The 21,520-nt window shown below is 42.0% G+C and carries 21 protein-coding genes; 8 read left to right on the top strand and 13 right to left on the bottom strand.

The features are described from left to right. Positions 1 to 13: 13 nt before the first annotated feature. Genes A391_RS0104635 through A391_RS0104620 form a run of 4 tightly spaced genes read right to left on the bottom strand, consistent with a single transcriptional unit; the run spans position 14 to position 4,589 of the window. Complete coding sequence (locus A391_RS0104635) at positions 14 to 1,543, bottom strand: hypothetical protein (protein ID WP_019897683.1); 1,530 nt, start codon at positions 1,541 to 1,543, stop codon at positions 14 to 16. A gap of 36 nt (positions 1,544 to 1,579) precedes the next feature. Next, positions 1,580 to 2,647 (bottom strand): hypothetical protein, encoded by a 1,068-nt coding sequence (locus A391_RS0104630; RefSeq protein ID WP_157261323.1) that lies wholly within the window; start codon positions 2,645 to 2,647, stop codon positions 1,580 to 1,582. 2 nt (positions 2,648 to 2,649) lie between these two features. Beyond that, on the bottom strand, positions 2,650 to 3,759 hold the full coding sequence (locus tag A391_RS0104625) for a glycoside hydrolase family 99-like domain-containing protein (protein ID WP_019897681.1): 1,110 nt from the start codon (positions 3,757 to 3,759) through the stop codon (positions 2,650 to 2,652). Between the two features lie 11 nt (positions 3,760 to 3,770). Continuing rightward, positions 3,771 to 4,589 carry a glycosyltransferase family 2 protein gene (locus tag A391_RS0104620; protein WP_019897680.1) on the bottom strand — a complete coding sequence of 273 codons (819 nt, stop codon included), beginning with the start codon at positions 4,587 to 4,589 and terminating at the stop codon, positions 3,771 to 3,773. Positions 4,590 to 4,832: 243 nt separating this feature from the next. On the opposite strand from A391_RS0104620, the gene grpE reads away from it, so the two are divergent. The 3 genes from grpE (at position 4,833) to dnaJ (ending at position 8,668) form a co-directional block, all read left to right on the top strand. Further along, positions 4,833 to 5,351 (top strand): nucleotide exchange factor GrpE, encoded by a 519-nt coding sequence (grpE, locus tag A391_RS0104610; RefSeq protein WP_019897674.1) that lies wholly within the window; start codon positions 4,833 to 4,835, stop codon positions 5,349 to 5,351. 162 nt (positions 5,352 to 5,513) lie between these two features. After that, the gene (gene dnaK, locus A391_RS0104605) at positions 5,514 to 7,436 is read left to right on the top strand and encodes a molecular chaperone DnaK (RefSeq protein WP_019897672.1); all 1,923 of its coding nucleotides are present in this window, start codon (positions 5,514 to 5,516) and stop codon (positions 7,434 to 7,436) included. A 101-nt stretch (positions 7,437 to 7,537) separates the two neighbouring features. Then, positions 7,538 to 8,668, top strand: a complete 1,131-nt coding sequence (dnaJ, locus tag A391_RS0104600) for a molecular chaperone DnaJ (RefSeq protein ID WP_019897670.1) — start codon at positions 7,538 to 7,540, stop codon at positions 8,666 to 8,668. Positions 8,669 to 8,789: 121 nt separating this feature from the next. Here the strand turns inward: dnaJ and ybaL are convergent, their stop codons facing one another. After that, positions 8,790 to 10,481, bottom strand: a complete 1,692-nt coding sequence (ybaL, locus tag A391_RS0104595; RefSeq protein ID WP_019897669.1) for a YbaL family putative K(+) efflux transporter — start codon at positions 10,479 to 10,481, stop codon at positions 8,790 to 8,792. A gap of 163 nt (positions 10,482 to 10,644) precedes the next feature. On the opposite strand from ybaL, the gene creB reads away from it, so the two are divergent. From creB to A391_RS13715, 4 genes are all read left to right on the top strand, one after another. Then, positions 10,645 to 11,325, top strand: coding sequence for a two-component system response regulator CreB (gene creB / locus A391_RS0104590; RefSeq protein WP_019897668.1), 681 nt, complete (start codon positions 10,645 to 10,647; stop codon positions 11,323 to 11,325). Beyond that, entirely contained in the window at positions 11,325 to 12,794 is a 1,470-nt protein-coding gene (gene creC / locus A391_RS0104585; RefSeq protein WP_019897667.1) for a two-component system sensor histidine kinase CreC, read from the top strand. Before creB ends, creC begins: the two co-directional genes overlap by 1 nt. A 93-nt stretch (positions 12,795 to 12,887) precedes the next feature. After that, positions 12,888 to 14,276 carry a cell envelope integrity protein CreD gene (gene creD / locus A391_RS0104580; protein ID WP_019897666.1) on the top strand — a complete coding sequence of 463 codons (1,389 nt, stop codon included), beginning with the start codon at positions 12,888 to 12,890 and terminating at the stop codon, positions 14,274 to 14,276. Positions 14,277 to 14,410: 134 nt separating this feature from the next. Continuing rightward, positions 14,411 to 14,764: a M23 family metallopeptidase gene (locus A391_RS13715; RefSeq protein ID WP_019897664.1), complete on the top strand. Its 354-nt coding sequence runs from the start codon at positions 14,411 to 14,413 to the stop codon at positions 14,762 to 14,764. 181 nt (positions 14,765 to 14,945) lie between these two features. Here the strand turns inward: A391_RS13715 and A391_RS0104570 are convergent, their stop codons facing one another. The 8 genes from A391_RS0104570 to A391_RS0104535 all read right to left on the bottom strand — a co-directional run bounded on the left by A391_RS0104570 (position 14,946) and on the right by A391_RS0104535 (position 20,179). Beyond that, positions 14,946 to 15,191 carry a hypothetical protein gene (locus A391_RS0104570; protein ID WP_019897662.1) on the bottom strand — a complete coding sequence of 82 codons (246 nt, stop codon included), beginning with the start codon at positions 15,189 to 15,191 and terminating at the stop codon, positions 14,946 to 14,948. Next, positions 15,181 to 15,444: a GIY-YIG nuclease family protein gene (locus A391_RS0104565; RefSeq protein ID WP_019897661.1), complete on the bottom strand. Its 264-nt coding sequence runs from the start codon at positions 15,442 to 15,444 to the stop codon at positions 15,181 to 15,183. Before A391_RS0104565 ends, A391_RS0104570 begins: the two co-directional genes overlap by 11 nt. Positions 15,445 to 15,611: 167 nt before the next feature. After that, positions 15,612 to 16,001: a lactoylglutathione lyase gene (gloA, locus tag A391_RS0104560; RefSeq protein ID WP_019897660.1), complete on the bottom strand. Its 390-nt coding sequence runs from the start codon at positions 15,999 to 16,001 to the stop codon at positions 15,612 to 15,614. Between the two features lie 16 nt (positions 16,002 to 16,017). Next, on the bottom strand, positions 16,018 to 16,269 hold the full coding sequence (locus tag A391_RS0104555) for a YfhL family 4Fe-4S dicluster ferredoxin (RefSeq protein WP_019897659.1): 252 nt from the start codon (positions 16,267 to 16,269) through the stop codon (positions 16,018 to 16,020). Between the two features lie 3 nt (positions 16,270 to 16,272). Further along, positions 16,273 to 16,773: a pantetheine-phosphate adenylyltransferase gene (gene coaD, locus A391_RS0104550; protein WP_019897658.1), complete on the bottom strand. Its 501-nt coding sequence runs from the start codon at positions 16,771 to 16,773 to the stop codon at positions 16,273 to 16,275. After that, entirely contained in the window at positions 16,760 to 17,320 is a 561-nt protein-coding gene (rsmD, locus tag A391_RS0104545; RefSeq protein ID WP_019897657.1) for a 16S rRNA (guanine(966)-N(2))-methyltransferase RsmD, read from the bottom strand. Before rsmD ends, coaD begins: the two co-directional genes overlap by 14 nt. A 155-nt stretch (positions 17,321 to 17,475) precedes the next feature. Then, positions 17,476 to 18,816: a M16 family metallopeptidase gene (locus tag A391_RS0104540; protein WP_019897655.1), complete on the bottom strand. Its 1,341-nt coding sequence runs from the start codon at positions 18,814 to 18,816 to the stop codon at positions 17,476 to 17,478. A 37-nt stretch (positions 18,817 to 18,853) separates the two neighbouring features. Then, the gene (locus tag A391_RS0104535) at positions 18,854 to 20,179 is read right to left on the bottom strand and encodes a M16 family metallopeptidase (RefSeq protein ID WP_051089095.1); all 1,326 of its coding nucleotides are present in this window, start codon (positions 20,177 to 20,179) and stop codon (positions 18,854 to 18,856) included. Between the two features lie 320 nt (positions 20,180 to 20,499). Here A391_RS0104535 and ftsY point away from each other — a divergent pair, with 320 nt between their 5' ends. After that, entirely contained in the window at positions 20,500 to 21,480 is a 981-nt protein-coding gene (gene ftsY / locus A391_RS0104530) for a signal recognition particle-docking protein FtsY (RefSeq protein WP_019897653.1), read from the top strand. Positions 21,481 to 21,520: the final 40 nt, after the last annotated feature.

Below are 21,520 nucleotides of genomic sequence, written 5' to 3'. Positions count from 1 at the left end.
ACTTAGCATTGAGTTAAGGTATGCGACGATAGACAAATGTTCTTTTTTTCTTTTTATACCCATAGAACACTTTGTCTTGTTTAAATTGAGTTAAGTGCGTTTGCAAATAGGTCTCTTTAGCTGCACTATCCGCTTTTATGTTGAGGTTAATCACCACAAACTCATATTCATTAACACGACCATCTTCAATACGCTCAACTAAATATTGCCACTCATCGTAATTTCTATCTTCATAAGGCTTTTGTGCATAAAACCTCTGTTTCTCTGAGGTGTAAAGTACAGACTGTTGTTTGCTATCGGCAAGCGACTGCTGCACATATTGCACGGCGTTAATTTCATAGTGGTATCCATCACGCTTGGGCAACACATTACTAATAAAGCCCAACAATATCATGATGGCACAGCCCACCAGTATTGCTTTAATACTAAATGTAGCATGCTTCCAACGCTGTAAATGTGCTTCTGCAATGACACTCGCAACAGCGATAAGCACAAATCCAAATAGAACTACATAGCGCCCCGACAGAATATTCACTTTCAATATAATTAAGCACGCAATCACCCAGGTAATCATTGCAAACACGCTCAACACCTTGAATGTGTCTTTATCCAGTAAATCTCGTGATTGATGCGTATGTGATAATGCAAGAATTGCTGGTGACCACCCCGCAACAAAAAAACATTTAATCACGCTGATACTGAAAAGTGAAAGTAAAAAAGTAAACCAAGCAAATTCCTTAAATGGCTCACCAATGACCTGATCGCGCATAATATCCACGCGATTAATCAAATTTTGTTTAATATTCTGCTCAATATCAGAGAAACCAGTAAGCAACTCTTTTAAGCGACCTAATGCATCTAAATTAATGCTATTAGACATAACCACTGCGAGCAGGCCTAATATTCCCAGTAAGATAAAGAACACATAGGCACGAAATAACAGAAGAATAGTATTACCGTTATCTCTAGGTTTAGGTAACAGTAATAACGCTAAAGGTAATGCAAGTATATAAACAGCACCTTCAATACGAAACAATGTCGCAACCAAAACCAACACCTGCCAAGCAAGCGCATTTTTAATGGCTCCGTGTTTATAAAATACAATCAATTGCCACAATGCCAATAACATAAACGCCCAATAACCTTGGTCACGGGTGGACATAGGCATAATGTCACCAACGATATAGGTAGAGCCGAATACCATCAAGGCAGCCAATATTTGTGCTCGTTGATTACCACCAAGCTGGGTAACGATTTTAATCAGTGCCCATAGGCTCGTTGTAAAAAAAACAATGCTTAAACATTGTGCACTAGTCTGTATGGATAGACCTGTCGCCATGTGTACCAAGGCGATCAGGCTAGGATAGAAAGGCCATTTGAACATAGTGGTAGCAGCTTGCCATTGCCCATCAGTAATCAAACGTGCCATTTCGAAATATAAAATGGAGTCGGATGTTACCCAGCCATGCTGCGAATAAATAATCCATGAGGCAATCAGAACCGCAGCGCCTATTAACAGCATACTTAATTGGTTGCGCATCATTAATTGGGGCAATCTATTTAAAAGTATCATCGTCAGCTACCGGCTAATCATTTGTGATTGAAGCTCTTGCGTAAGCATTTGTGTCAATTCCATTAAATCTTGCCGCTCAAGTTCTGCATGATATTGCTGCGCCAACCGTGATCTAGCATCAGAACACTGCTGCACGTCAATTTCTCCATTATCTAGACGCTGAATGGCATTAAGCACGGCTTGCGAAAATCCTCGAATATCGCCATTAGCAATCTCTTCAAATAACGGTGCATGCCAATATTCTTTACCGCCTTGACCCGTGTAACCAACAACAAGGTTTCCAGCCAATGCGGCCTCAATTGGTGGAAGACCCAAACCTTCTAACTCACTAAATGACATAAAGATTTTTGATTCGCCTAATTTAGTTGCGACTTCTGCTGGGCCCATTTTATCAATAGCTTCTATGCGCCAATTTTTTGGTAGATGTGCAGCTAAGAAAAATAAAACCAACTCAGCATGTTTTTTGAGTTTACGCGGCATATAAGTAATCACATTTTGCTTCGTAATAGCAGGTTTGAATAGCTCTGCATCCACTGAGATATGTAATCGTTTGATTCTGTCTTTGGCGTGAGGAAACAGATAAACCAAACAATCATAAATATCCTGTGACACACATAAAATGATACGTGCATTTTCGTAGGCAACTTTTGCTTTTTCAAAATGTGTTTTACGATTAATTAAATAACCATTTTGTACAAAAATACCGTAGTTGATTCCCTTATTGGCAAGAATGGCGGCCTCACGTACTGCCCACATTTCATGAACGATATAAAGCTCATGATTATTATCAAAAATATAATTATCTTTAAATTTTAAGTTTTCAAAATGCCAATGACACCTAAACTTTGGATTTTTAGCATGAAAAATCTGCGCCTCAGCAATGTCTGTGAAGTACGTGTTAATGATAGAGGTATGCGCATAAATAACTTTAGTGCCGCCAGATGCTCTGACAGCATCAGGACATAAGTAAGTCACTTTTATCTTGCCATTTTCATGAACAGGCTGGTTAACTAGCCTATATCTTAAATGTCTGAATTTAGCGATTAAGTGCATGACTTTGTTATAAACGCTCAATTTCACCCTCTTTTCTCTACAGCATTCAGGTCACGTGAAAGAGACTTAGCAAAATCACGGTAAAGTTCTAGCAGTGAAAATCCAAACTGGTCATCAGGTTCAATCACATTACCTTCTGCCCATTCATTCCATGATTTAATCAAGACAACCTGTGTCGAGTTATGTTGAGAGCGAGTTAGTAATTGGGTTTTTATCGCTTCCAAATGTGCTTTAAATTGGTCAATATCAAACCCTTTTAAAATCGTACCGCGTTTAAGATGGCGCGGGCTGGTATCCCATCCAGTGAAGACCACTGGCACTTGTTTGCTGTCTTGAGATAAGCTGCTATAGCGGGTTGCGAGTGCCTCATAGTCATAAACAAATGGGCCCAAATTTTGTAGATGAAACTTACGTGTCAATTTTTCTAAACAATATGACCAGAATCTATTTTTTTTACGGTATTTAAATATCGTGGCAGATTTAGTGTACCCATCAAACTGTGATGCCCAAACACTGCTATCGTCTGTATTGTCAGCTAGCCAATAAATTCCAGCAAAGCCATGCTGCTTAGCCAACGCATTAAAAGTGTTTAAAAATACGTCTAAATCGGGAATTTCTTTCGGATTAAATATCGAGAATACTGGTTTATTCTCAATAATTATGTATTGCCCTGACTGAAAGTGTGGCAATAACTGCATGAAATAATCGGTATAGTCCTGAGCACCTAAGTATAGCTGCGGCTGTAGCGTAATATTCTCGCGCTTGTTATACCAAGTATGGTTAGCCCAACAAAATGCATAGCGAAATGGAACGTGCTGGTCCAATACCATTTGTATAGGTTTTTCCAGCAACTTCTTACCTTGGCCAAACCAGTAATCGAACACCAAAAAACCATCCACACCATGCGCTTGTGCAATATCGTTTTGCCACGCAAGCACATCAGGATTAAGCAAGGAATACTGTCCAAATGGCGTATCAGGCTTACGTAAGCGATGCCAATCAAAATAAGTACTCGCCTCATTTAATTGCTGCCACTCAGTAAAGCCTTGACCCCACCAGCGATTGTTCTCTTCAATTTCATGAAACTGTGGCAGATAATAGGCCAAGCTAACCAGATTAGTTGTTTGTGTCATTGCCTATGTACCTAAAGGTCTAACGACGCATCAGCCAAAATTGCTGCACCATCAATCCCACGCATCTTGTTACGGATGCGTTTGGCGCCTTCTTGCATGTTCTTTTTGCTAGTGCCCAATTGTGGGTTAAAAATCAACGTAGCGTGATTCAGGTGGTCAACATACATCCCTAAGCTAGGCGAATCTAAAAACAACATCTCGTATCCTGCTGCCACCATTTTTTCATGCATGACTTTACCCGCAGTCACATTACCATCTGAAAAATTAGTATTCAGATCACGAATTACATCCGTGCGATACATCGCGCAATGACTGCGTAAGTAGTACTTACTTTCATCTAAACGATTTGCGTTATAGCCTTGGTAGCCAAACACATCATGCAAACATTTTTTCCATGCTTGCTCGAACCTAATTCCCCAACGTTGCAGGCAGTTCTTAGACTCTAACTTCCAAGAACCTACGCCTGCTAACTTAGCGTTAATTTTAAAAGGCTTTAACAGTACCTCTAGCCAATCTGCACGCTTCACAAACGTATCGGTGTGAATAGACAACACATAAGGTGTGGCCACTTGCGCTAAGGCAAGATCTAAGGCCCGTGAGTGTGACAAAGGCACGGTATCATCAGCCTCAGGCGTACGCTCTATTAGCTTAATCCAAGGCAGACTACGCAAGTACTCAACAGAGGCATCTTGCGAGTTATTGTCAATGGCAATCACTTCTACTTGATCAAAATTCGTATATTTACGTAATAAACGCATACAAATTTTTGTGATTTCTAGTGTTTTGTAGTTGGGCACTAAAATTGTGACCAGTTTTTTTGAATGTTCCATAAGCGACATTATAGGGGATAAGCCATCATATTTTAAATCCAGGATAATTTTTTAGAAGTAACTCTAAATATTAATATCCTGATAAAAGTCACCATTAACCTTTGTTTTGGCTAGAAAATAAGATGAAACTAATTTATCGCCTATACAAACAATGAACTTAAATTTAAACAAAACACTTGAAATCAAAAGTAGCATCCCCCACATTCCAAAAAAGGTTAATTACTTATATTAATGGGGAACTACATGCAAGAAGATCAGAGCACGCAAACTGAACCTACAGTTACACCGACAGAAGCGAAAGAAAATGAAGCACAAAGCGCTGAGGCGAAAATTGCTGAACTAGAAGCCGCACTAGAAGAAGCCAAAGCAAGCGCGCTATATGTAAAAGCTGAAGGTGAGAATATTCGCCGTCGTGCGGTTGATGATATTGATAAAGCACGTAAATTTGCCTTAGAAAAATTTTCAGGTGAACTATTGGCAGTAAAAGATAGCTTAGATGCAGCGCTATCAATTGAGGCGACAGAAGTACAAAGCTACAAAGATGGTGTTGAGCTCACTGCAAAACAATTATCGAGCGTATTTGAAAAATTTAACATTGCTGAAATCAATCCAGTGGGTGAAAAGTTTGACCCAAACAAACATCAAGCAATTTCAATGCTAGAAAACAGTGGAGAACCTAACACTGTAACTAGCGTACTGCAAAAAGGCTACACATTAAACGACCGCGTATTGCGCCCTGCGCTAGTCATGGTGGCTAAATAATTGATGGTGGCTAGATAATTATTTTTTAAATATAACGCTTGAGTTTAGAAAAACACTTGAATTAAAAAAAACAATCACCATCTAGCAAATAAGGTTATGAATTAATCTGCTTTTATACATATTAAATGCAGATAAACAAATTAAAAGTAAAAGGACATAAACATGGGAAAAATTATTGGTATTGACTTAGGTACAACAAACTCTTGCGTAGCGGTCATGGAAGGTGGCAAGCCACGCGTGATTGAAAATGCAGAGGGCGCACGCACAACACCATCTATCATTGCGTATCAAGAAGATGGCGAAATTTTAGCGGGCGCTCCTGCAAAACGCCAGGCTGTGACTAACCCAAAAAATACACTATATGCGGTAAAGCGTTTGATTGGTCGCCGTTTTGAAGAAAAAGAAGTACAAAAAGACATCGGTTTAATGCCTTACACCATTGCTAAAGCTGATAACGGCGACGCATGGGTTGAAGTGCGCGGTAGCAAAATGGCTCCGCCACAAATCTCAGCTGAAGTTTTACGTAAAATGAAGAAAACTGCTGAAGATTACTTGGGTGAAGAAGTCACTGAGGCTGTGATTACTGTGCCTGCTTACTTTAACGACAGCCAACGTCAAGCGACTAAAGATGCTGGCCGTATCGCTGGTTTAGAAGTTAAACGTATCATCAACGAACCAACTGCAGCAGCATTGGCTTTTGGTTTAGACAAACAAGAAGGCGACCGTAAAATCGCTGTGTATGACTTGGGTGGCGGTACATTTGACGTGTCTATCATTGAAATTTCAAGTATTGATGGCGAACATCAATTTGAAGTGCTTTCAACCAACGGCGACACATTCTTAGGTGGTGAAGACTTTGATAACCGCTTAATCGACTTCTTGGCTGATGAGTTCAAAAAAGAAAATGGCTTAGATTTACGCAATGACCTATTGGCAAAACAACGCTTAAAAGAAGCTGCTGAAAAAGCAAAAATTGAACTATCAGGCGCTCAACAAACTGAAGTGAACTTGCCATACATTACTGCTGACGCAACTGGTCCTAAACACTTAGTTGTAAAAATCACTCGTGCAAAATTAGAATCTTTAGTAGACGACTTAATTGAGCGCACGATGGCGCCTTGTAAAACTGCGATTAAAGATGCTGGCGTTTCAATTGATGACATTACTGACGTGATTTTAGTAGGCGGTCAAAGCCGCATGCCTAAAGTGCAAGAAAAAGTAAAAGAGATTTTCGGTAAAGAGCCACGTAAAGACGTGAACCCTGATGAAGCAGTGGCAGTAGGTGCTGCAATTCAAGGTGGTGTGTTACAAGGTGACGTGAAAGACGTATTGTTGCTAGACGTAACACCATTGTCATTAGGTATTGAAACACTAGGTGGCGTGATGACTAAACTCATCAAGAAAAACACGACAATTCCTACCAAGGCATCACAAGTGTTCTCAACCGCTGATGACAACCAAAATGCGGTAACAATTCAAGTGTTGCAAGGCGAGCGCGAAATGGCATCTGCTAACAAATCACTTGGTCAATTTAACTTGAGCGATATTCCACCAGCACCACGTGGCATGCCACAAATTGAAGTGACGTTTGATATTGATGCTAACGGTATTTTGCATGTTTCTGCAAAAGACAAAGCGACTGGCAAAGAAAATAAAATCACCATCAAGGCGAACTCCGGTCTTTCTGAAGAAGAAATCAAGAAGATGGAAGAAGATGCAGTTAAATATGCTGAAGAAGACCGCAAATTACGCGAACTTGTAGATGCGAGAAATGCTGCAGACGGCATGGTTCACTCTGTGAAAAAATCACTCACTGAGCATGGTGACAAGTTAGACGCTGCTGAAAAAGAAGCGATTGAAACTGCAATTAAAGACGTTGAAGAAGCATTAAAATCAGACGACAAAGCAGCAATTGAGGCAAAAACAGAAGCATTAACTGCAGCATCACAAAAACTTGGCGAGAAAGTTTACGCTGAGCAACAAGCGCAAGCTAACACTGAAAGTGCTCAACCAAGCCCAGAAGGTGAAAAAACTGTGGATGGTGACGTAGTGGATGCAGAGTTTGAAGAAGTGAAGAAAGACTAATTTTAGCGCTAGCTTATGGTCGACAGTCGTTAGCGTCAAGAGATGCTAACGACTTTTCCATTTAACAAGCAAGTCCCAACTAACTACTACAGACTAAATTTATGGCAGCTAAAAAAGATTACTACGAAGTCCTAGGTGTCAACAAGGATGCCTCTGAAGAAGAGATTAAAAAAGCTTATCGCAAACTTGCGATGAAGTACCATCCTGACCGCAACCCTGACAACCCAAAAGCAGAAGATCAGTTTAAAGAGGCAAAAGAAGCCTACGAAATGCTCTCTGATGACCAAAAACGTGCTGCGTATGATCAATACGGCCATGCTGGCGTTGACCAAAGCATGGGTGGGGGCGGAGCTGGCTTTGGTGGTGCTGGTTTCGGCGATGCATTTGGTGACATTTTCGGCGACATCTTTGGTGGTGGCGCACGCGGTCAACGCAGCAATGTGTATCGTGGTGCAGATTTACGCTACAACATGGAAATCTCGCTTGAAGACGCAGCCAAAGGCAGTGAAACTAAAATCCGCATACCAGTACAGGCGAAATGTGACCCATGTAACGGCACTGGCGCAAAATCAGGTAAATCACCGGTTACTTGCCCTACGTGTGCTGGGCATGGTCAAGTCCGTATGCAACAAGGCTTTTTCTCTGTTCAACAAACTTGCCCTAAGTGCCACGGCACAGGTAAAGTCATTAAAGAAGAAGACAAATGTCCTAGCTGTCATGGTGCTGGCCGCGTTAAGCAAAACAAAACACTCTCAGTCAAAATCCCAGCAGGTGTGGATGAAGGCGACAGAATTCGCTTAAGTGGCGAAGGGGAAGCTGGTGTCAACGGTGGCCCAACAGGTGATTTGTATGTCGTGATTCACCTAAAAACACACGAGATTTTCCAACGTGATGGTGGCAATTTGCATTGTGAAATGCCAATCAGCTTCAGCACGGCAGCGCTTGGTGGAGAGATTGAAGTGCCTACACTAGACGGTTCAGCCAAGATGAAAATTCCTGCTGAAACACAAACTGGTGGCGTATTTAGATTGCGTGGCAAAGGCATTAAACCACTACGTTCAAGCGACCACGGTGATTTAATGGTGCATGTAGTGGTGGAAACACCTGTAAAACTAACTACACGCCAAAAAGAGCTATTACGCGAGTTTGAAGAAAGCACACAGGCAGATGCTGGCAAGCACAGCCCAAAAAATAAGAGCTGGGTAGATAAAGCCAAAGACTTTTTTGGTTAAATAAAGTTGAGTAAATAAGACTATCGTGCTTAATAAAAAGGCCTGCTAATGCAGGCCTTTTTGTTTGATTAATCGAAATCACATCAACCACTGCCGCCTTCTATCAGACCAACAGCTATCATCATTTAGGTGCAAACTGGCTCACAATGAACTTACACATACCATTCGCCAACTCTTCTTCGCCATAAAAGACAGTACCTAAGTTATCTTTTCGCAATAACTCAGACTCATCTTCATTATGAGTTCTTAATACAATCCTAATCTCAGGACGTAGTGCCTTGGCTGTATCCACCATTTTACGCACATCAATGGTATCTGGTGTTGCGACCACTAGCATTGATGCATTGGCAATATGCGCTTGAATTAACACACTAGGCTCTGATGCATTACCCGAAACTGCAGGTATCCCTTTTTTTCTCAACCCTTCAACCACTTCACGGTTTTGCTCTGCAACCACAAAAGGGATGTCATGCGCTGTCAATTCCTGAGCGATTCTACGCCCGACTCGACCGTACCCTACGAGCACCACTTGACCTTCTAAATACTTACGTTCAGTGCTCATTGGCAACTCAGCAAAAGGGTCTACTCGTTTTTCCAAATCACTGGCTAGACCAGACAACCCAACTAGCCACTTTTTAAATGGATTAATCGCTGAGAATATCAGCGGATTAATTGCAATTGAAATTAATGCACCAGCTAGAATTAAACTCATGCCTTCTGCAGGAAGAATACCAAGAGAAGCTCCTAACCCTGCCAATATAAATGAAAATTCGCCAATTTGTGCGAGACTCGCAGCAACCACCAATGCAGTATTAAGCGGGTAACGAAACGCTAAGGTAATCGCCATTGCAGCCACAGATTTTCCAACCACAATCACAGCAACCACTGCCAGCACACTCATCGGTTTATCAATCAAAATAGAAGGCTGGAACAACATACCAACTGATACAAAGAAAAGTACTGCAAATGCATCTCTTAATGGAAGCGACTCCTGAGCTGCCCTATGGCTAAATTCCGACTCACGCATCACCATGCCTGCAAAGAATGCGCCTAACGCAAACGAAACATTGAAAAGTGCAGAAGCACCATAAGCAATGCCTATCGCAGCGGATATCACCGCAAGTGTAAATAACTCACGTGAGCCTGTTTTTGCAATGTGCCATAACATCCAAGGCAATAGCCGTTTACCTATGCCTAGCATGATCACGATAAATGCACCGACTTGCAGCAGAGTCAACCCTATCGTTTGCCAAATGGAAACAGACTCGTTGCCTAATGCAGTGCCACCGAGCAAGCTCGCTAGCGGTGGTAAGAGCACCAGCACCAATACTGTAATTAAATCTTCCACCACTAGCCAGCCAATCGTAATCTTGGCGTTGATGCTTTTCATCAAATTTCTGGACTCTAGTGCCTTCAGTAGCACAACGGTACTTGCACAAGACAACGACAGGCCAAATACCAATCCTTCACCAAAAGTCCATCCCCAAGCACTAGACACATACATCCCGAGAAGCGTAGCAATCGTCATCTGCACGATAGCTCCAGGTATTGCAATACGCTTCACAGACATTAAATCTTCAATTGAAAAGTGAAGTCCCACGCCAAACATAAGCAACATCACGCCGATTTCTGATAATTGAGAAGCAATATGTGCATCAGCAACAAACCCCGGGGTCGCTGGCCCAATCAAAATACCAGCCACCAGATATCCGACTAATGCTGATAGTTTAAGGCGCTCTGCAATAAAGCCAAAAATCAAAGCAAGGCCAAATCCAGCAGCAATAGTAGTAATGAGGGTTACGTTATGTTCCATAGGCTTTTACATCTCTACAGTACTAACAATTAAGTTAGATGTTTGATTAAATAATTTCTTGATTAGATTAAGGATAAGATAAGCATGAGGTACGCTCAGATTGATTCTACCAACAAAAACAACCAAATCACATAAAAATAAGTTTCTCATCTAAAATAGCCGTATGTCACACGTGCTAATCATAGAAGACGAGCCTGCTATAGCGGAAACGCTGATTTACGCATTTAAAGAAATCGGCATGCAAGCCACACATAAATCGCTTGGCGGTGATGCGCTTATTGAGCTTAATCGTCACAGCTATGACTTTGTGTTGCTAGATGTTGGTTTACCCGATATGTCTGGCTTTGATGTTTGCAAAAAAATCCGTGAAACTACACAAATCCCACTGCTATTTCTCACAGCACGTAATCACGAGATTGACCGAATTGTTGGCTTGGAGATTGGTGCAGATGATTATGTGACTAAGCCGTTCAGCCCGCGTGAGGTAGTCACCCGCGTAAAAACAATTTTACGGCGGACTGAGCACCATGCTGAGATGGCTAAACCAGCAAAAAACACCTCACACTTTGTAGTAGATGCGTTAGCTAACCGCATTCAATATCACGACAGATTTTTGGATCTGACTCGTTATGAATTTTTATTACTAAAAACACTGATTAACCAGCCACAGCGCGTGTTTTCTCGCAATCAGTTGATGGATATTGTGTGGGTAAATGCAGAGAATACGTTAGAGCGTACGGTAGATGCCCATATTAAAACCTTGCGTGCTAAGTTACGCGAAGTGAGTGCTGAGTCTGACGTGATTGTCACGCACAGGGGCATGGGTTATAGCTTGCTTAACTAATGATGCGATTACCTTTTAAAATGACCATCAGCCTGAAAATATTTCTAGGCTATTTTTTACTAGTGGGTTTGGCTGCTTGGTTTGTGCTAACCATTTTTGTTGATGAGGTTAAACCAGGGGTGCGACAAGCCATGGAAAACACCTTGGTAGATACAGCTAACGTATTGGCCTCACTTGCAAGTAATGAAGTTAAAACTGGGAAAATACAATCTGGCAATTTTTCTCAAGCGATCAAAGCATATCTAAATAACCCGAATACTGCCAACATTTGGGGCGTACACAAAAACTCTACGGATTACCGTATCTACATTACAAACACACAAGGTATTGTGATTTATGATTCTGCTAATATTGCATTAGGGCATGACTACTCACGCTGGAATGATGTGTATCTCACGTTACGCGGAAAATATGGCGTACGCTCCAGCCCTGTGATTGCTGGCGATGAACATGGAGATAGCATCATGTACATTGCGGCGCCCATTAAAGATGGCAAAAAAATCATCGGCTCGCTCACTGTTGCTAAACCTAACCGTACTTTATTGCCGTTTATTGAACGTGCGCAACTAAAAATTATGCGCTGGGGCCTATTGCTGTTTGTGCTATCACTCGCTATCGGCATGCTGTTCACATGGCGCTTTACTAGCGCTATTCATCGGCTACGAGACTACGCAATTGCAGTGGCTCAAGGAAAAAAAGCAAGCAACCCTAGCTCTAGCAATGATGAACTTGCCGAGTTAGCGAACGCGATGCAATCTATGCGCCATGAGCTAGATGGCAAACAGCATGTGCAAGATGCTATTCATCAAATCACGCACGAGCTTAAAAGCCCAATTACCGCGATTCAGGCGGCAAGTGAATTAATGTCTCCTGATATGCCAGCGGCTGACCAACAACGCTTTCTAGGCAACATTCAAACACAATCGCAACGCCTGCAAAAGATGATACAAAACATCTTAGGTTTAGCTGCGCTTGAGCATCAGCAACAGCTCGTGCATCGCACTGCCTTACACATTAAAGACCTCATCACAGACCAAATACAGCTACTCAAAGACAAAGCATCCAAGCGTGATATTCAGTTTGAATTACTTGCAAGTGATGATGGTGTGTTTGAGGGTGACCGCTTTTTATTAGGCCAGGCAATCAATAATTTGCTTGAAAATGCGCTGGATTTTAGCCCAAACAAAAGTACGATCAGCATTCAATTAAACCGAGAACCAAGTCCCCCAGCATTAAGTCATCTAGTGTTTAGCATTAAAGACCAAGGATCAGGCATACCTGAATTTGCAGTTGATAAAATATTTGATAAGTTTTACTCGCTACCACGCCCTGAATATTCCGCCAACGTGGGTCAGAAAAGCACTGGCTTGGGTTTGAATTTTGTCAAAGAAGTCATACTACTGCATGGCGGCACATTAACTGTTGGTAACGCCCAAGAGGGTGGCGTTAAAGCAACAATTACGCTCTAACTTAAGCCACTTCACATTCACTTCACACAAGCGCATTAACACTTCACGTTAGCGCTCTATTCTTGAGGCTCCAGAAAACATCAGGAGCACATCATGAATAAACCATTTTTTTTAAAAGTATTAGGCATTTTCTTACTGACTGTTCTTATGTCGTGGGCGGTAAGTTACGTTAACTCGCTCATTATTGAACGTCAAAGTAGGCAAGAAAGTGTAAAACAGAACATTGCGCAAAGCTCCGCTGGCACACAAACCATTATTGGGCCTGTACTCGCCGTGCCATACACAGAGGAATACATAGAGTACAACGAGGAATTTAATGCCGCTGGTATTAAAGTATTAAAACCTATCAGTAAGCGAGCGTCTTCTATTGCCTACGTCCTACCAGAAAACCTTGAGCTTACAGGTGGTTTTTCTAATGAATATAAAAAGTTAGGCATCTACAAAGCCTTAATGTATCAGCTGGGCGGTAAGGTAAAAGGCAACTTCAACCTCCCTGCCAATCTCAATATAAATCCTGCACACGAATATGGAAGGATTACCTTTCAGCCTGCATACATCGCATTAGGCATTAGTGATACACGTGGGATTACAGGTCAGCCAAATTTCACATGGAACAAACAAGCTTTAAAATTTGAACAAGGTAGCAGTATTGAGTCTTTAGGAAACGGTATTCACGCAACGATTGGCATCATTACCACAGAGGTGGCTCAGAACATTCCATTTGAATTTAATCTTAACTTACGAGGCATGGAAAACTTTAACTTTTCTCCTATTGCAGAAAACAACAAGATATCGCTGCAATCAAGCTGGAGGCATCCACATTTCAGTGGTAGCTTTTTACCCAATGCTGCCACGCAAAAGATTACACCTGCTGGGTTTGAAGCACATTGGGAGATATCATCACTTTCAAGCAGTAATCAAGCGACGCTTAACAATACATTAACTAAACGCTGGGATGCTGACGCAAATAAATCAATGGTAGATGCTGGCAACCACCTTGAATCACTCTCAGTTAGTTTTGTTGAGCCAATTAACGTTTACAGCCAAGCCGACCGTGCAACTAAATATGGTTTGCTATTCATTGGCTTAACTTTTGCTGGGTTCTTTATTTTTGAAATCCTAAAACGACTACGCATTCACCCAGCCCAATATACATTGGTTGGCCTAAGTATGGCGCTATTTTATTTGTTATTGGTTTCATTTTCAGAACATATTGGCTTTGCTTGGTCTTACCTTGCTGCAAGCACATCATGTGTAATTTTACTGGGCTACTACTTAAGCCACGTACTAAAAAGCAAAATGCATGGCTTTGTGTTTAGCACTATGCTTATTACTTTATATGGTGCCTTATACGGCATATTAGCCTCAGAGGATAACGCACTGCTCATGGGTACACTTTTAGTCTTTGGCTTACTAGCACTCACTATGGTGGTGACAAGAAAAGTCGATTGGTACCAAATTGGTAGCCCAGATAGCAATTAAATAAACGTCCAGTCCTTCGTTAATTATACAAAGGACTGGACTACTCAGACTTAAGTGAATATGAAACGTTTCCATCAAACAATCGTCATCACTCACATGATATTTCTTACTCACCTCATTTAGGCGTTAACTATATGAAAAAACTATCTATCTTATTTTTTATTGCCATCATTGTCGGCTGTAATATAAAACCAAAAGGCATTATCCCTGTAAAGGATGCCACACCTCAAGATTGGAATCACCATAGCTTTTGGTATTCCCCTTGGGGTAAGTCTGGTGTTCATAAAGGTATTGATATCTTTGCAAAGCGCGGTAAACCTGTGCTTTCAAGTATTGGAGGATTAGTCGTATTTACTGGCAATATCGACATGGGCGGAAAGGTGGTGGCGGTACTCAGTCCGCAATGGCAGCTTCATTATTACGCCCACCTTCAAGATATAGATACAGCAACTTTAAGCTGGGCATCACAAGGAGAGGAGGTAAAGTAGGCGACACTGGCAATGCTGCTGGCAAACCACCTCATTTGCACTACAGTGTCGTGTCGTTAATCCCACACCCCACAAACATCACGACCGAATTGCAGGGCTGGAAACGCATGTTCTATATGAACCCGCAGGATCATTTCATTTAACTACTCGACAATTATGAACCTATTTGACTAGCCTATTTTTACAATAAACTTTGATAGATAGCTGAGAGCTCTGAAGAAACATCCACGAAGTCTTCATAACTCCGCCCAGCACTACGCGCATACCAGTACTTACTATTCCATTCATCGCCTTCAATTTTATGCAGCACCGCATGCAACCAGTTGGCAGTAGCATCACTGTAGTCTTGTGCAATTTGATGTGAATCACTCCAGCTTCCTGCTTGTGCAGCCTGAACAGCTTTTAGTAAAGCAACTTTATCCATCATTCATACCCGCAAAGAAATTGAGTTTTTTATGTCTGGGTAATCGTTTTAATTCTGCTTCGGCAATACTTGCAGTAGAGCGGTCTGGGTATGGCTTGGAGGCTAGTATTTTGGTAGGCGGATTGGCGCGAGTATAACGTGCGCCCTTACCTGCCAGATGAGTAGAATATCTTGATGCCAAATCATTGGTAATCCCTGCGTAGTAAGCACCGTTCTTACATTCCAGCAGGTATAAACACCAAACACCTTGCGTCAATCTTATGTCCTTTCAAACTGGTTTATCAGAACAAACTTAACTGGCCAATACTGCTGATTGTGAATGAACGACTAACCGCAAGGAGCACAAGAAGCGGATCTACGCAGATTTCATGAGCATTCTGAGCACTACGCATCAACGTAATTCTTCACAGGGCAAGGTTTACCTCAGTAGGTACCCGCCTGAATAAATTCGACTTTATAACCGTCTGGATCTTCAATAAAGGCAATCACCGTGGTGCCATGCATCATTGGGCCAGCTTCACGCACGACTTTACCGCCAGCATTGCGAACTGCATCACAGGCTTGGTATGCGTCATCCACTTCTATCGCAATATGTCCATAGGCTTTACCCATATCGTAACTTTCAACACCATAATTATAGGTAAGCTCTAATACAGTATGGTCACTTTCCGCGCCATAACCAACAAACGCTAGTGAAAATTTACCATCAGGAAAATCATGTTGGCGTAACAGCTTCATGCCTAACACTTCAGTATAAAACTTGATTGAGCGCTCCATGTTACCAACACGAAGCATAGTATGTAGCATGCGCATTTGCTGTCCTTAGTATTTAATTAGCTGCCGTCAATTGATGATATTTATTCAACAACTGTTCTTTGGATTCTACTTTATCGGGGTCTAGCGGAATGCAATCAATCGGGCAAACCTGCTGACATTGCGGTTTATCGTAATGCCCTACACACTCCGTGCATAAATCTGGGTTGATCTCATAGATTTCTTCACCCTGATAAATTGCACTATTGGGGCATGCAGGCTCGCACACGTCACAATTGATACATTCATCGGTAATCATCAATGCCATAAACTAGAGACTCACTTTTAATTTTTTCTTAATCGCATCTTCAACTGATGTAGATACGAACTGATCAACCGCACCACCTAGCTTAGCCACCTCACGTACCAAACTTGAAGAGACGAACATATACTGCTCCGAGGGTGTTAAGAACAAGGTTTCTAACTTAGGATAAAGTTTACGGTTCATCCCTGCCAACTGAAATTCATACTCGAAGTCTGAAGCGGCCCGTAACCCACGAATCACCACTTGCGCTTCCTGATCTTGCACAAATTGCATAAGCAGTCCGCTAAAGCCAACCACCTTCACGTTGCAGTAGGAAGCAAACAAGTCGCTTGCCAGCGCTACACGCTCTTGCAAATCAAACAACGTATTTTTATTGGTACTACCAGCTACAGCAACAATCACCTCATCAAACAAATAAGCAGCCCGACGCACAAGATCTTCATGGCCCAAGGTGATCGGGTCAAAAGTACCTGGGTAAACAGCGATTCGTTTTTTAATTGTTGTCATAGCACAATTTTATCAGATGATAAAAAACATTACCCGCTTTACTCTGTTTAAATACTTGCCAAACATCACTATCTGCCAAAGCATATTCAGCCTCAACATAGACCACGCCTTGTTTACTCAAGTGTTTGGGTAATTGCAATAATACTTTATCCAGCCAACCTTGATGGTAAGGGGGGTCTAGAAACACCACGTCAAATAATTGCTGGTTTTTATCTAAGAATACCAAAGCATCCATGTTAAGTACTTGTGCAGCATCGGCTTTCAACATGGTCTTATTGTCTAAAATCGCTTTATAAACTGCCGCAGTTTTTTCAACTATCACAACAGACTTAGCATTCCTGGATAAAGCTTCAAAGCCCATCACACCAGTACCTGCGAACAGGTCTAAACAGGTTTGACCTGTGAGGTCTTGCCCTAGCCAGTTAAATACAGTTTGCCTCACACGTTCTGGCGTAGGGCGTAAGCCTTGTGCGTCAGGAAACTTAAGCAAACGGCTCCGCCATTCCCCCGCATTAATGCGTACTGTATTTAATTTTTTCTCGGTCATATTAATGCGGTGCTACGGATTGCAATAAAATCGCATTTTACTACCAATTTCAATCGGCACTCATTTGAAGTCATTGTTAACAGAAATTACTTCAAATTTAGCGAATCGAATCTTAACTACTGCATATACCTAAGCTAGCCAGACTCAATTGAAAACTACTGAGCTTTTGGGTCACCAACAATCACTGTGACAAAATTTTCAGGCTTCAGACGGCGATTGAAAGCGTCTTTAATTTGTGCCACGGTCACCTTCTCCACTCTTTTGTTGTATTCGTCTAAATAGTTAAGCGGCAACTTATAAAAACCAATCACATTTAAATAGTCTAGAATTTTCTTATTACTATCAATCCGCATCGGGAAGCCTCCAATGATATTGGCCTTGGCTGCCTTTAGCTCTGCCTCGGTAACACCATCTTTAATAAACTTTTCCAATGTTTCATGCACCAACGTCAGTGCAGCTTCGGCCTGATCTTTTTTAGTTTGCAAGCCAATCTGAAACGGCCCTACTTCAGCCATCGGCATAAAGTAGCTATACACACTGTAAACTAGACCACGCTTCTCACGCACCTCTTCTGTTAATCTAGAAACAAAACCGCCACCACCTAAAATATAGTTGCCAATATATAGCGGAAACAAATCTGGATCAGTACGCTTAATGCCTGTGTGTCCTAACAAGATATGTGACTGAGAGGCAGGATGGGCAATACGCTGCTCTTTTGACTTGGCCGAAATTGTGACTTGTGCAATCGGTGCTGGTGCAGGCGTTGCCGGCAATCCAACACTAACGCTTTCTGCAATCTGCGTTGCTTGCTCTCGCGTTAAGTCTCCAATAATGGCAATCACAGCACCCTTAGCACCATAATATTGCTGGTAAAACGCTTGTAAGTCGTCGCGCTTAATCTTGGCTACAGTATCGATTTCACCGCTTTCATCTAAACTGTAAGGATGATTTTCATACAAGGCAGACATAAACGCTTTATTGGAAATGCTCTCTGGCTGTGTCGCAGACTCCTGTAAGCCAGAGATAATGCGCGCTTTTTCACGGCTTAGTACAGACTCTGGAAAGTCAGGCTTTTGTAGAATTTGTGTAAACACATTGAGCGACTGCAGACGCTCGCGCTCACTACTTAAAGTACGTAACGATAACGCAGCCCGATCAGCATCAAAGCTACCGCTTAATACTGCCCCAACATCTGCAAATTTATTAGCGATTGTTTCATCGGTCATGCCTGCCGCACCTAATGTCATTAAGTAGCGAGTGATGCCCGCTACACCAGACTTCTCTGCAGTATCGCGTGCACTACCAGCGGAGAAGTTCACACTGATATCTAAAATAGGCAAATCATGATTTTCTACAAAGTAAACTTCCGAACCTGTAGAAGTTTGCCATTGCTGAATGTTCACCGCAGCATGTGCACTGGTGACGGCAAACATAACACTCGAACTGATCACTAAAAGACTGGATGTGGCTATTCTTTTTATAAATTGCAAACTCATTATTTTTTACCTTAAAAAATTAAAGTGTCATGTTTAATTAATGTACGTGCGGCTTACCTTGTGGTTTTGCATTAGGGTCCATCGGTTGAGGATCTAAAGTCGCAATTGTCAAATTGTCTTGATGTAGGTATTTTTTTGCCACAGCCTGCACTTGCTCAGCAGTCACCGCACGCAGCTTATTTGGATAGTCTTCAATGATTCTCCATGAGAAACCAATCGTTTCTATTGTACCTAGCTGCATACCTTGGTAAAACATAGAGTCACGCTGATAAACGTCAGCAGCAATTACACCTGCTTTAACGCGATCTAACTCTTCTTGTGAAACGCCTGTTTTCTTGATCTTCTCGATTTCTTGCAATAGTGCCTGTTCCAACTCAACCACGGTTTTGCCTTCGCTAGGCGTGCCATCTAATGAAAATAAGCTTTGACGACCACGCGATAACAAATCATAACCAGCATTTGCATCAATGGCTAACTGTGTGTCTCTTACTAATGTTTGGTTTAAACGCGCTGCTGGATTACCGCTTAACACCCCTGCAAGCACCTCTAGCGCATACGGTTCCCAATCTGATTCAGGGGTTGAGACTGGCGGCACATGATAACCCATCAACAAGTAAGGTAACTTTGCTGGCGCTTTCACCACTACGCGTCGCTCGCCTAGTTGTACAGGCTCTACTTGCGGTTTACGCACTGGCAAAACTTTAGGTTTCAATTTACCAAAATACTGCTTTGCTAGCTGATGCACTTCATCCGCTTTCACATCGCCCACCACCACTAATGTTGCGTTATTAGGTGCATACCAATTGTTATACCACTCACGCGCATCTTCAACTGTCATATTTTCCAAGTCATTCATGAATCCAACAACAGGGCGCGAGTATGGATGTGCGCGATACACAACACCTTGAAACGCTTCATTCACTTGTGACTGTGGTTTGTCATCAGTACGCCAGCGACGCTCTTCCATTACGACTTTAATTTCCTTGGCAAACTCTTCTTCACTCAACTGCAAATTCACCATGCGGTCAGCTTCTAGTTTGAATGAAAGTGGTAAGTGTGATTTTTCAAGTTGTTGAAAGTAACAGGTATAGTCAGTACTGGTAAAAGCATTCTCTTTACCACCTGCTGCAGCGACTAAACGTGAGAACTGGCCAGCGGGTACTTTTTTTGTACCCTTAAACATCATATGCTCAAGCACATGCGCGACACCGGTTTTTCCGTTTACTTCATCTAAGCTGCCAGCTCGATACCAAACCTGCGACACCACAACTGGTGCACGGTGATCTTCCTGCACAATCACCTTAAGGCCATTATCCAACTTAAACTCTTTAATAGATGGATTGGCAAAAACAGTGATTGGCATGACTAGCAAAAGTATTAAAAAACATGTTTTACGCACAGGATTTATCTCCAGTTATTTTTATCAGTATGATTAAACAAGCACTAAGTCTGACATAAATTCAAACGACTCATAGAATAAGCTTTTGTGACAAGGATACCATTGAGTTAGTTCAGCCTAGCGCGTATCTCGATAATTCACTGGCATTATTCTAAATCAGCGATGTAAACAGCAGCGGTGTAAGATTAAAAGGTGATAATAATTCATCAACATACATGAAATGAACTGGTTTGTCTGAAGCAAAATTAAGCTAAAATAGTGTTACTAAACTCAGTTAAAAATTTATGTTCGATTTTTTAAAAAAAGACAAGCCAACCACAACGCCAGAAGTCAAACCTATTGATACGACGCCAAGCCAAAGTTGGGCCACGCGCTTAAAACAAGGCTTAGCAAAAACCAGAAGTCAGTTGGGTAATCAGCTTGCCAGTCTCTTTGGTGGCGGGAAAATTGATGCTGATGTTTATGATGAACTTGAAACAATCTTATTAACTTCTGATGTTGGCATTAACGCGACTCAACATTTACTTGATGACATCAAAAGCCGTGTAAAACGCCAAAGCCTAGACGACACAGCGCAACTTAAAGCTGCTCTTAAAGCATCATTATCAGACCTACTCTCACCGCTAGAGAAACCATTAGAAACGAGCAATCACCAACCATTTATCATCATGCTGGCTGGCGTGAATGGTGCGGGCAAAACGACAACTATTGGTAAGCTAGCTAAGCTGTTTCAATCAGAGGGAAAAAGTGTGCTAATTGCCGCGGGCGATACATTTAGAGCCGCCGCGCGTGAACAATTACAGGTTTGGGGGGAGCGCAATAATGTACATGTGGTTGCCCAAACCAGTGGTGACCCTGCCGCAGTCATGTTTGATGCCATCAACTCCGCACGTGCAAAAAACATTGATATCGTGTTGGCAGACACCGCAGGTCGCCTGCCTACGCAAATGCACCTGATGGAGGAAATTGCAAAAGTTAAACGTGTGATGGACAAAGCCTTACCTGGCGCACCTCATGAAGTGTTACTCGTGCTTGATGCAAATACTGGGCAAAATGCAGTGTCTCAAGTGAAAATCTTTGATGATGCGCTCGGCGTGACTGGTTTGGTTTTAAGTAAACTGGATGGCACCGCAAAAGGCGGTGTGATTGCTGCAATCGCACAAGCTAGACCTATTCCAATTCGCTACATTGGGATTGGAGAGGCCATTGATGACCTGAGACCATTTAATGCCAATGAATTTATTGATGCGATGATTGAGTCGTAAAACTATTTCCAAAAGACTGCAATATTAAGAATAAAATACC

The organism is Methylotenera mobilis 13 (assembly GCF_000384255.1).
In the GTDB taxonomy this organism is placed as follows: Bacteria; Pseudomonadota; Gammaproteobacteria; order Burkholderiales; family Methylophilaceae; genus Methylotenera; species Methylotenera mobilis_B.
This window is presented reverse-complemented; position numbering and strand designations above follow the sequence as displayed.

Bases quoted from the DNA above. Each gene is read 5' to 3' on its own strand.
- ftsY (WP_019897653.1), top strand. From the start codon at position 20,500: ATGTTCGATTTTTTAAAAAAAGACAAGCCAACCACAACGCCAGAAGTC.
- A391_RS0104535 (WP_051089095.1), bottom strand. From the start codon at position 20,179: ATGCCAATCACTGTTTTTGCCAATCCATCTATTAAAGAGTTTAAGTTG.
- gloA (WP_019897660.1), bottom strand. From the start codon at position 16,001: ATGCGCATGCTACATACTATGCTTCGTGTTGGTAACATGGAGCGCTCA.
- dnaK (WP_019897672.1), top strand. From the start codon at position 5,514: ATGGGAAAAATTATTGGTATTGACTTAGGTACAACAAACTCTTGCGTA.
- coaD (WP_019897658.1), bottom strand. From the start codon at position 16,773: ATGACAACAATTAAAAAACGAATCGCTGTTTACCCAGGTACTTTTGAC.
- A391_RS0104620 (WP_019897680.1), bottom strand. From the start codon at position 4,589: ATGGAACATTCAAAAAAACTGGTCACAATTTTAGTGCCCAACTACAAA.
- creD (WP_019897666.1), top strand. From the start codon at position 12,888: ATGAATAAACCATTTTTTTTAAAAGTATTAGGCATTTTCTTACTGACT.
- A391_RS0104625 (WP_019897681.1), bottom strand. From the start codon at position 3,759: ATGACACAAACAACTAATCTGGTTAGCTTGGCCTATTATCTGCCACAG.
- A391_RS13715 (WP_019897664.1), top strand. From the start codon at position 14,411: ATGAAAAAACTATCTATCTTATTTTTTATTGCCATCATTGTCGGCTGT.
- dnaJ (WP_019897670.1), top strand. From the start codon at position 7,538: ATGGCAGCTAAAAAAGATTACTACGAAGTCCTAGGTGTCAACAAGGAT.
- A391_RS0104555 (WP_019897659.1), bottom strand. From the start codon at position 16,269: ATGGCATTGATGATTACCGATGAATGTATCAATTGTGACGTGTGCGAG.
- A391_RS0104570 (WP_019897662.1), bottom strand. From the start codon at position 15,191: ATGATGGATAAAGTTGCTTTACTAAAAGCTGTTCAGGCTGCACAAGCA.
- ybaL (WP_019897669.1), bottom strand. From the start codon at position 10,481: ATGGAACATAACGTAACCCTCATTACTACTATTGCTGCTGGATTTGGC.
- A391_RS0104540 (WP_019897655.1), bottom strand. From the start codon at position 18,816: ATGAGTTTGCAATTTATAAAAAGAATAGCCACATCCAGTCTTTTAGTG.
- grpE (WP_019897674.1), top strand. From the start codon at position 4,833: ATGCAAGAAGATCAGAGCACGCAAACTGAACCTACAGTTACACCGACA.
- A391_RS0104635 (WP_019897683.1), bottom strand. From the start codon at position 1,543: ATGATGCGCAACCAATTAAGTATGCTGTTAATAGGCGCTGCGGTTCTG.
- creB (WP_019897668.1), top strand. From the start codon at position 10,645: ATGTCACACGTGCTAATCATAGAAGACGAGCCTGCTATAGCGGAAACG.
- creC (WP_019897667.1), top strand. From the start codon at position 11,325: ATGATGCGATTACCTTTTAAAATGACCATCAGCCTGAAAATATTTCTA.
- rsmD (WP_019897657.1), bottom strand. From the start codon at position 17,320: ATGACCGAGAAAAAATTAAATACAGTACGCATTAATGCGGGGGAATGG.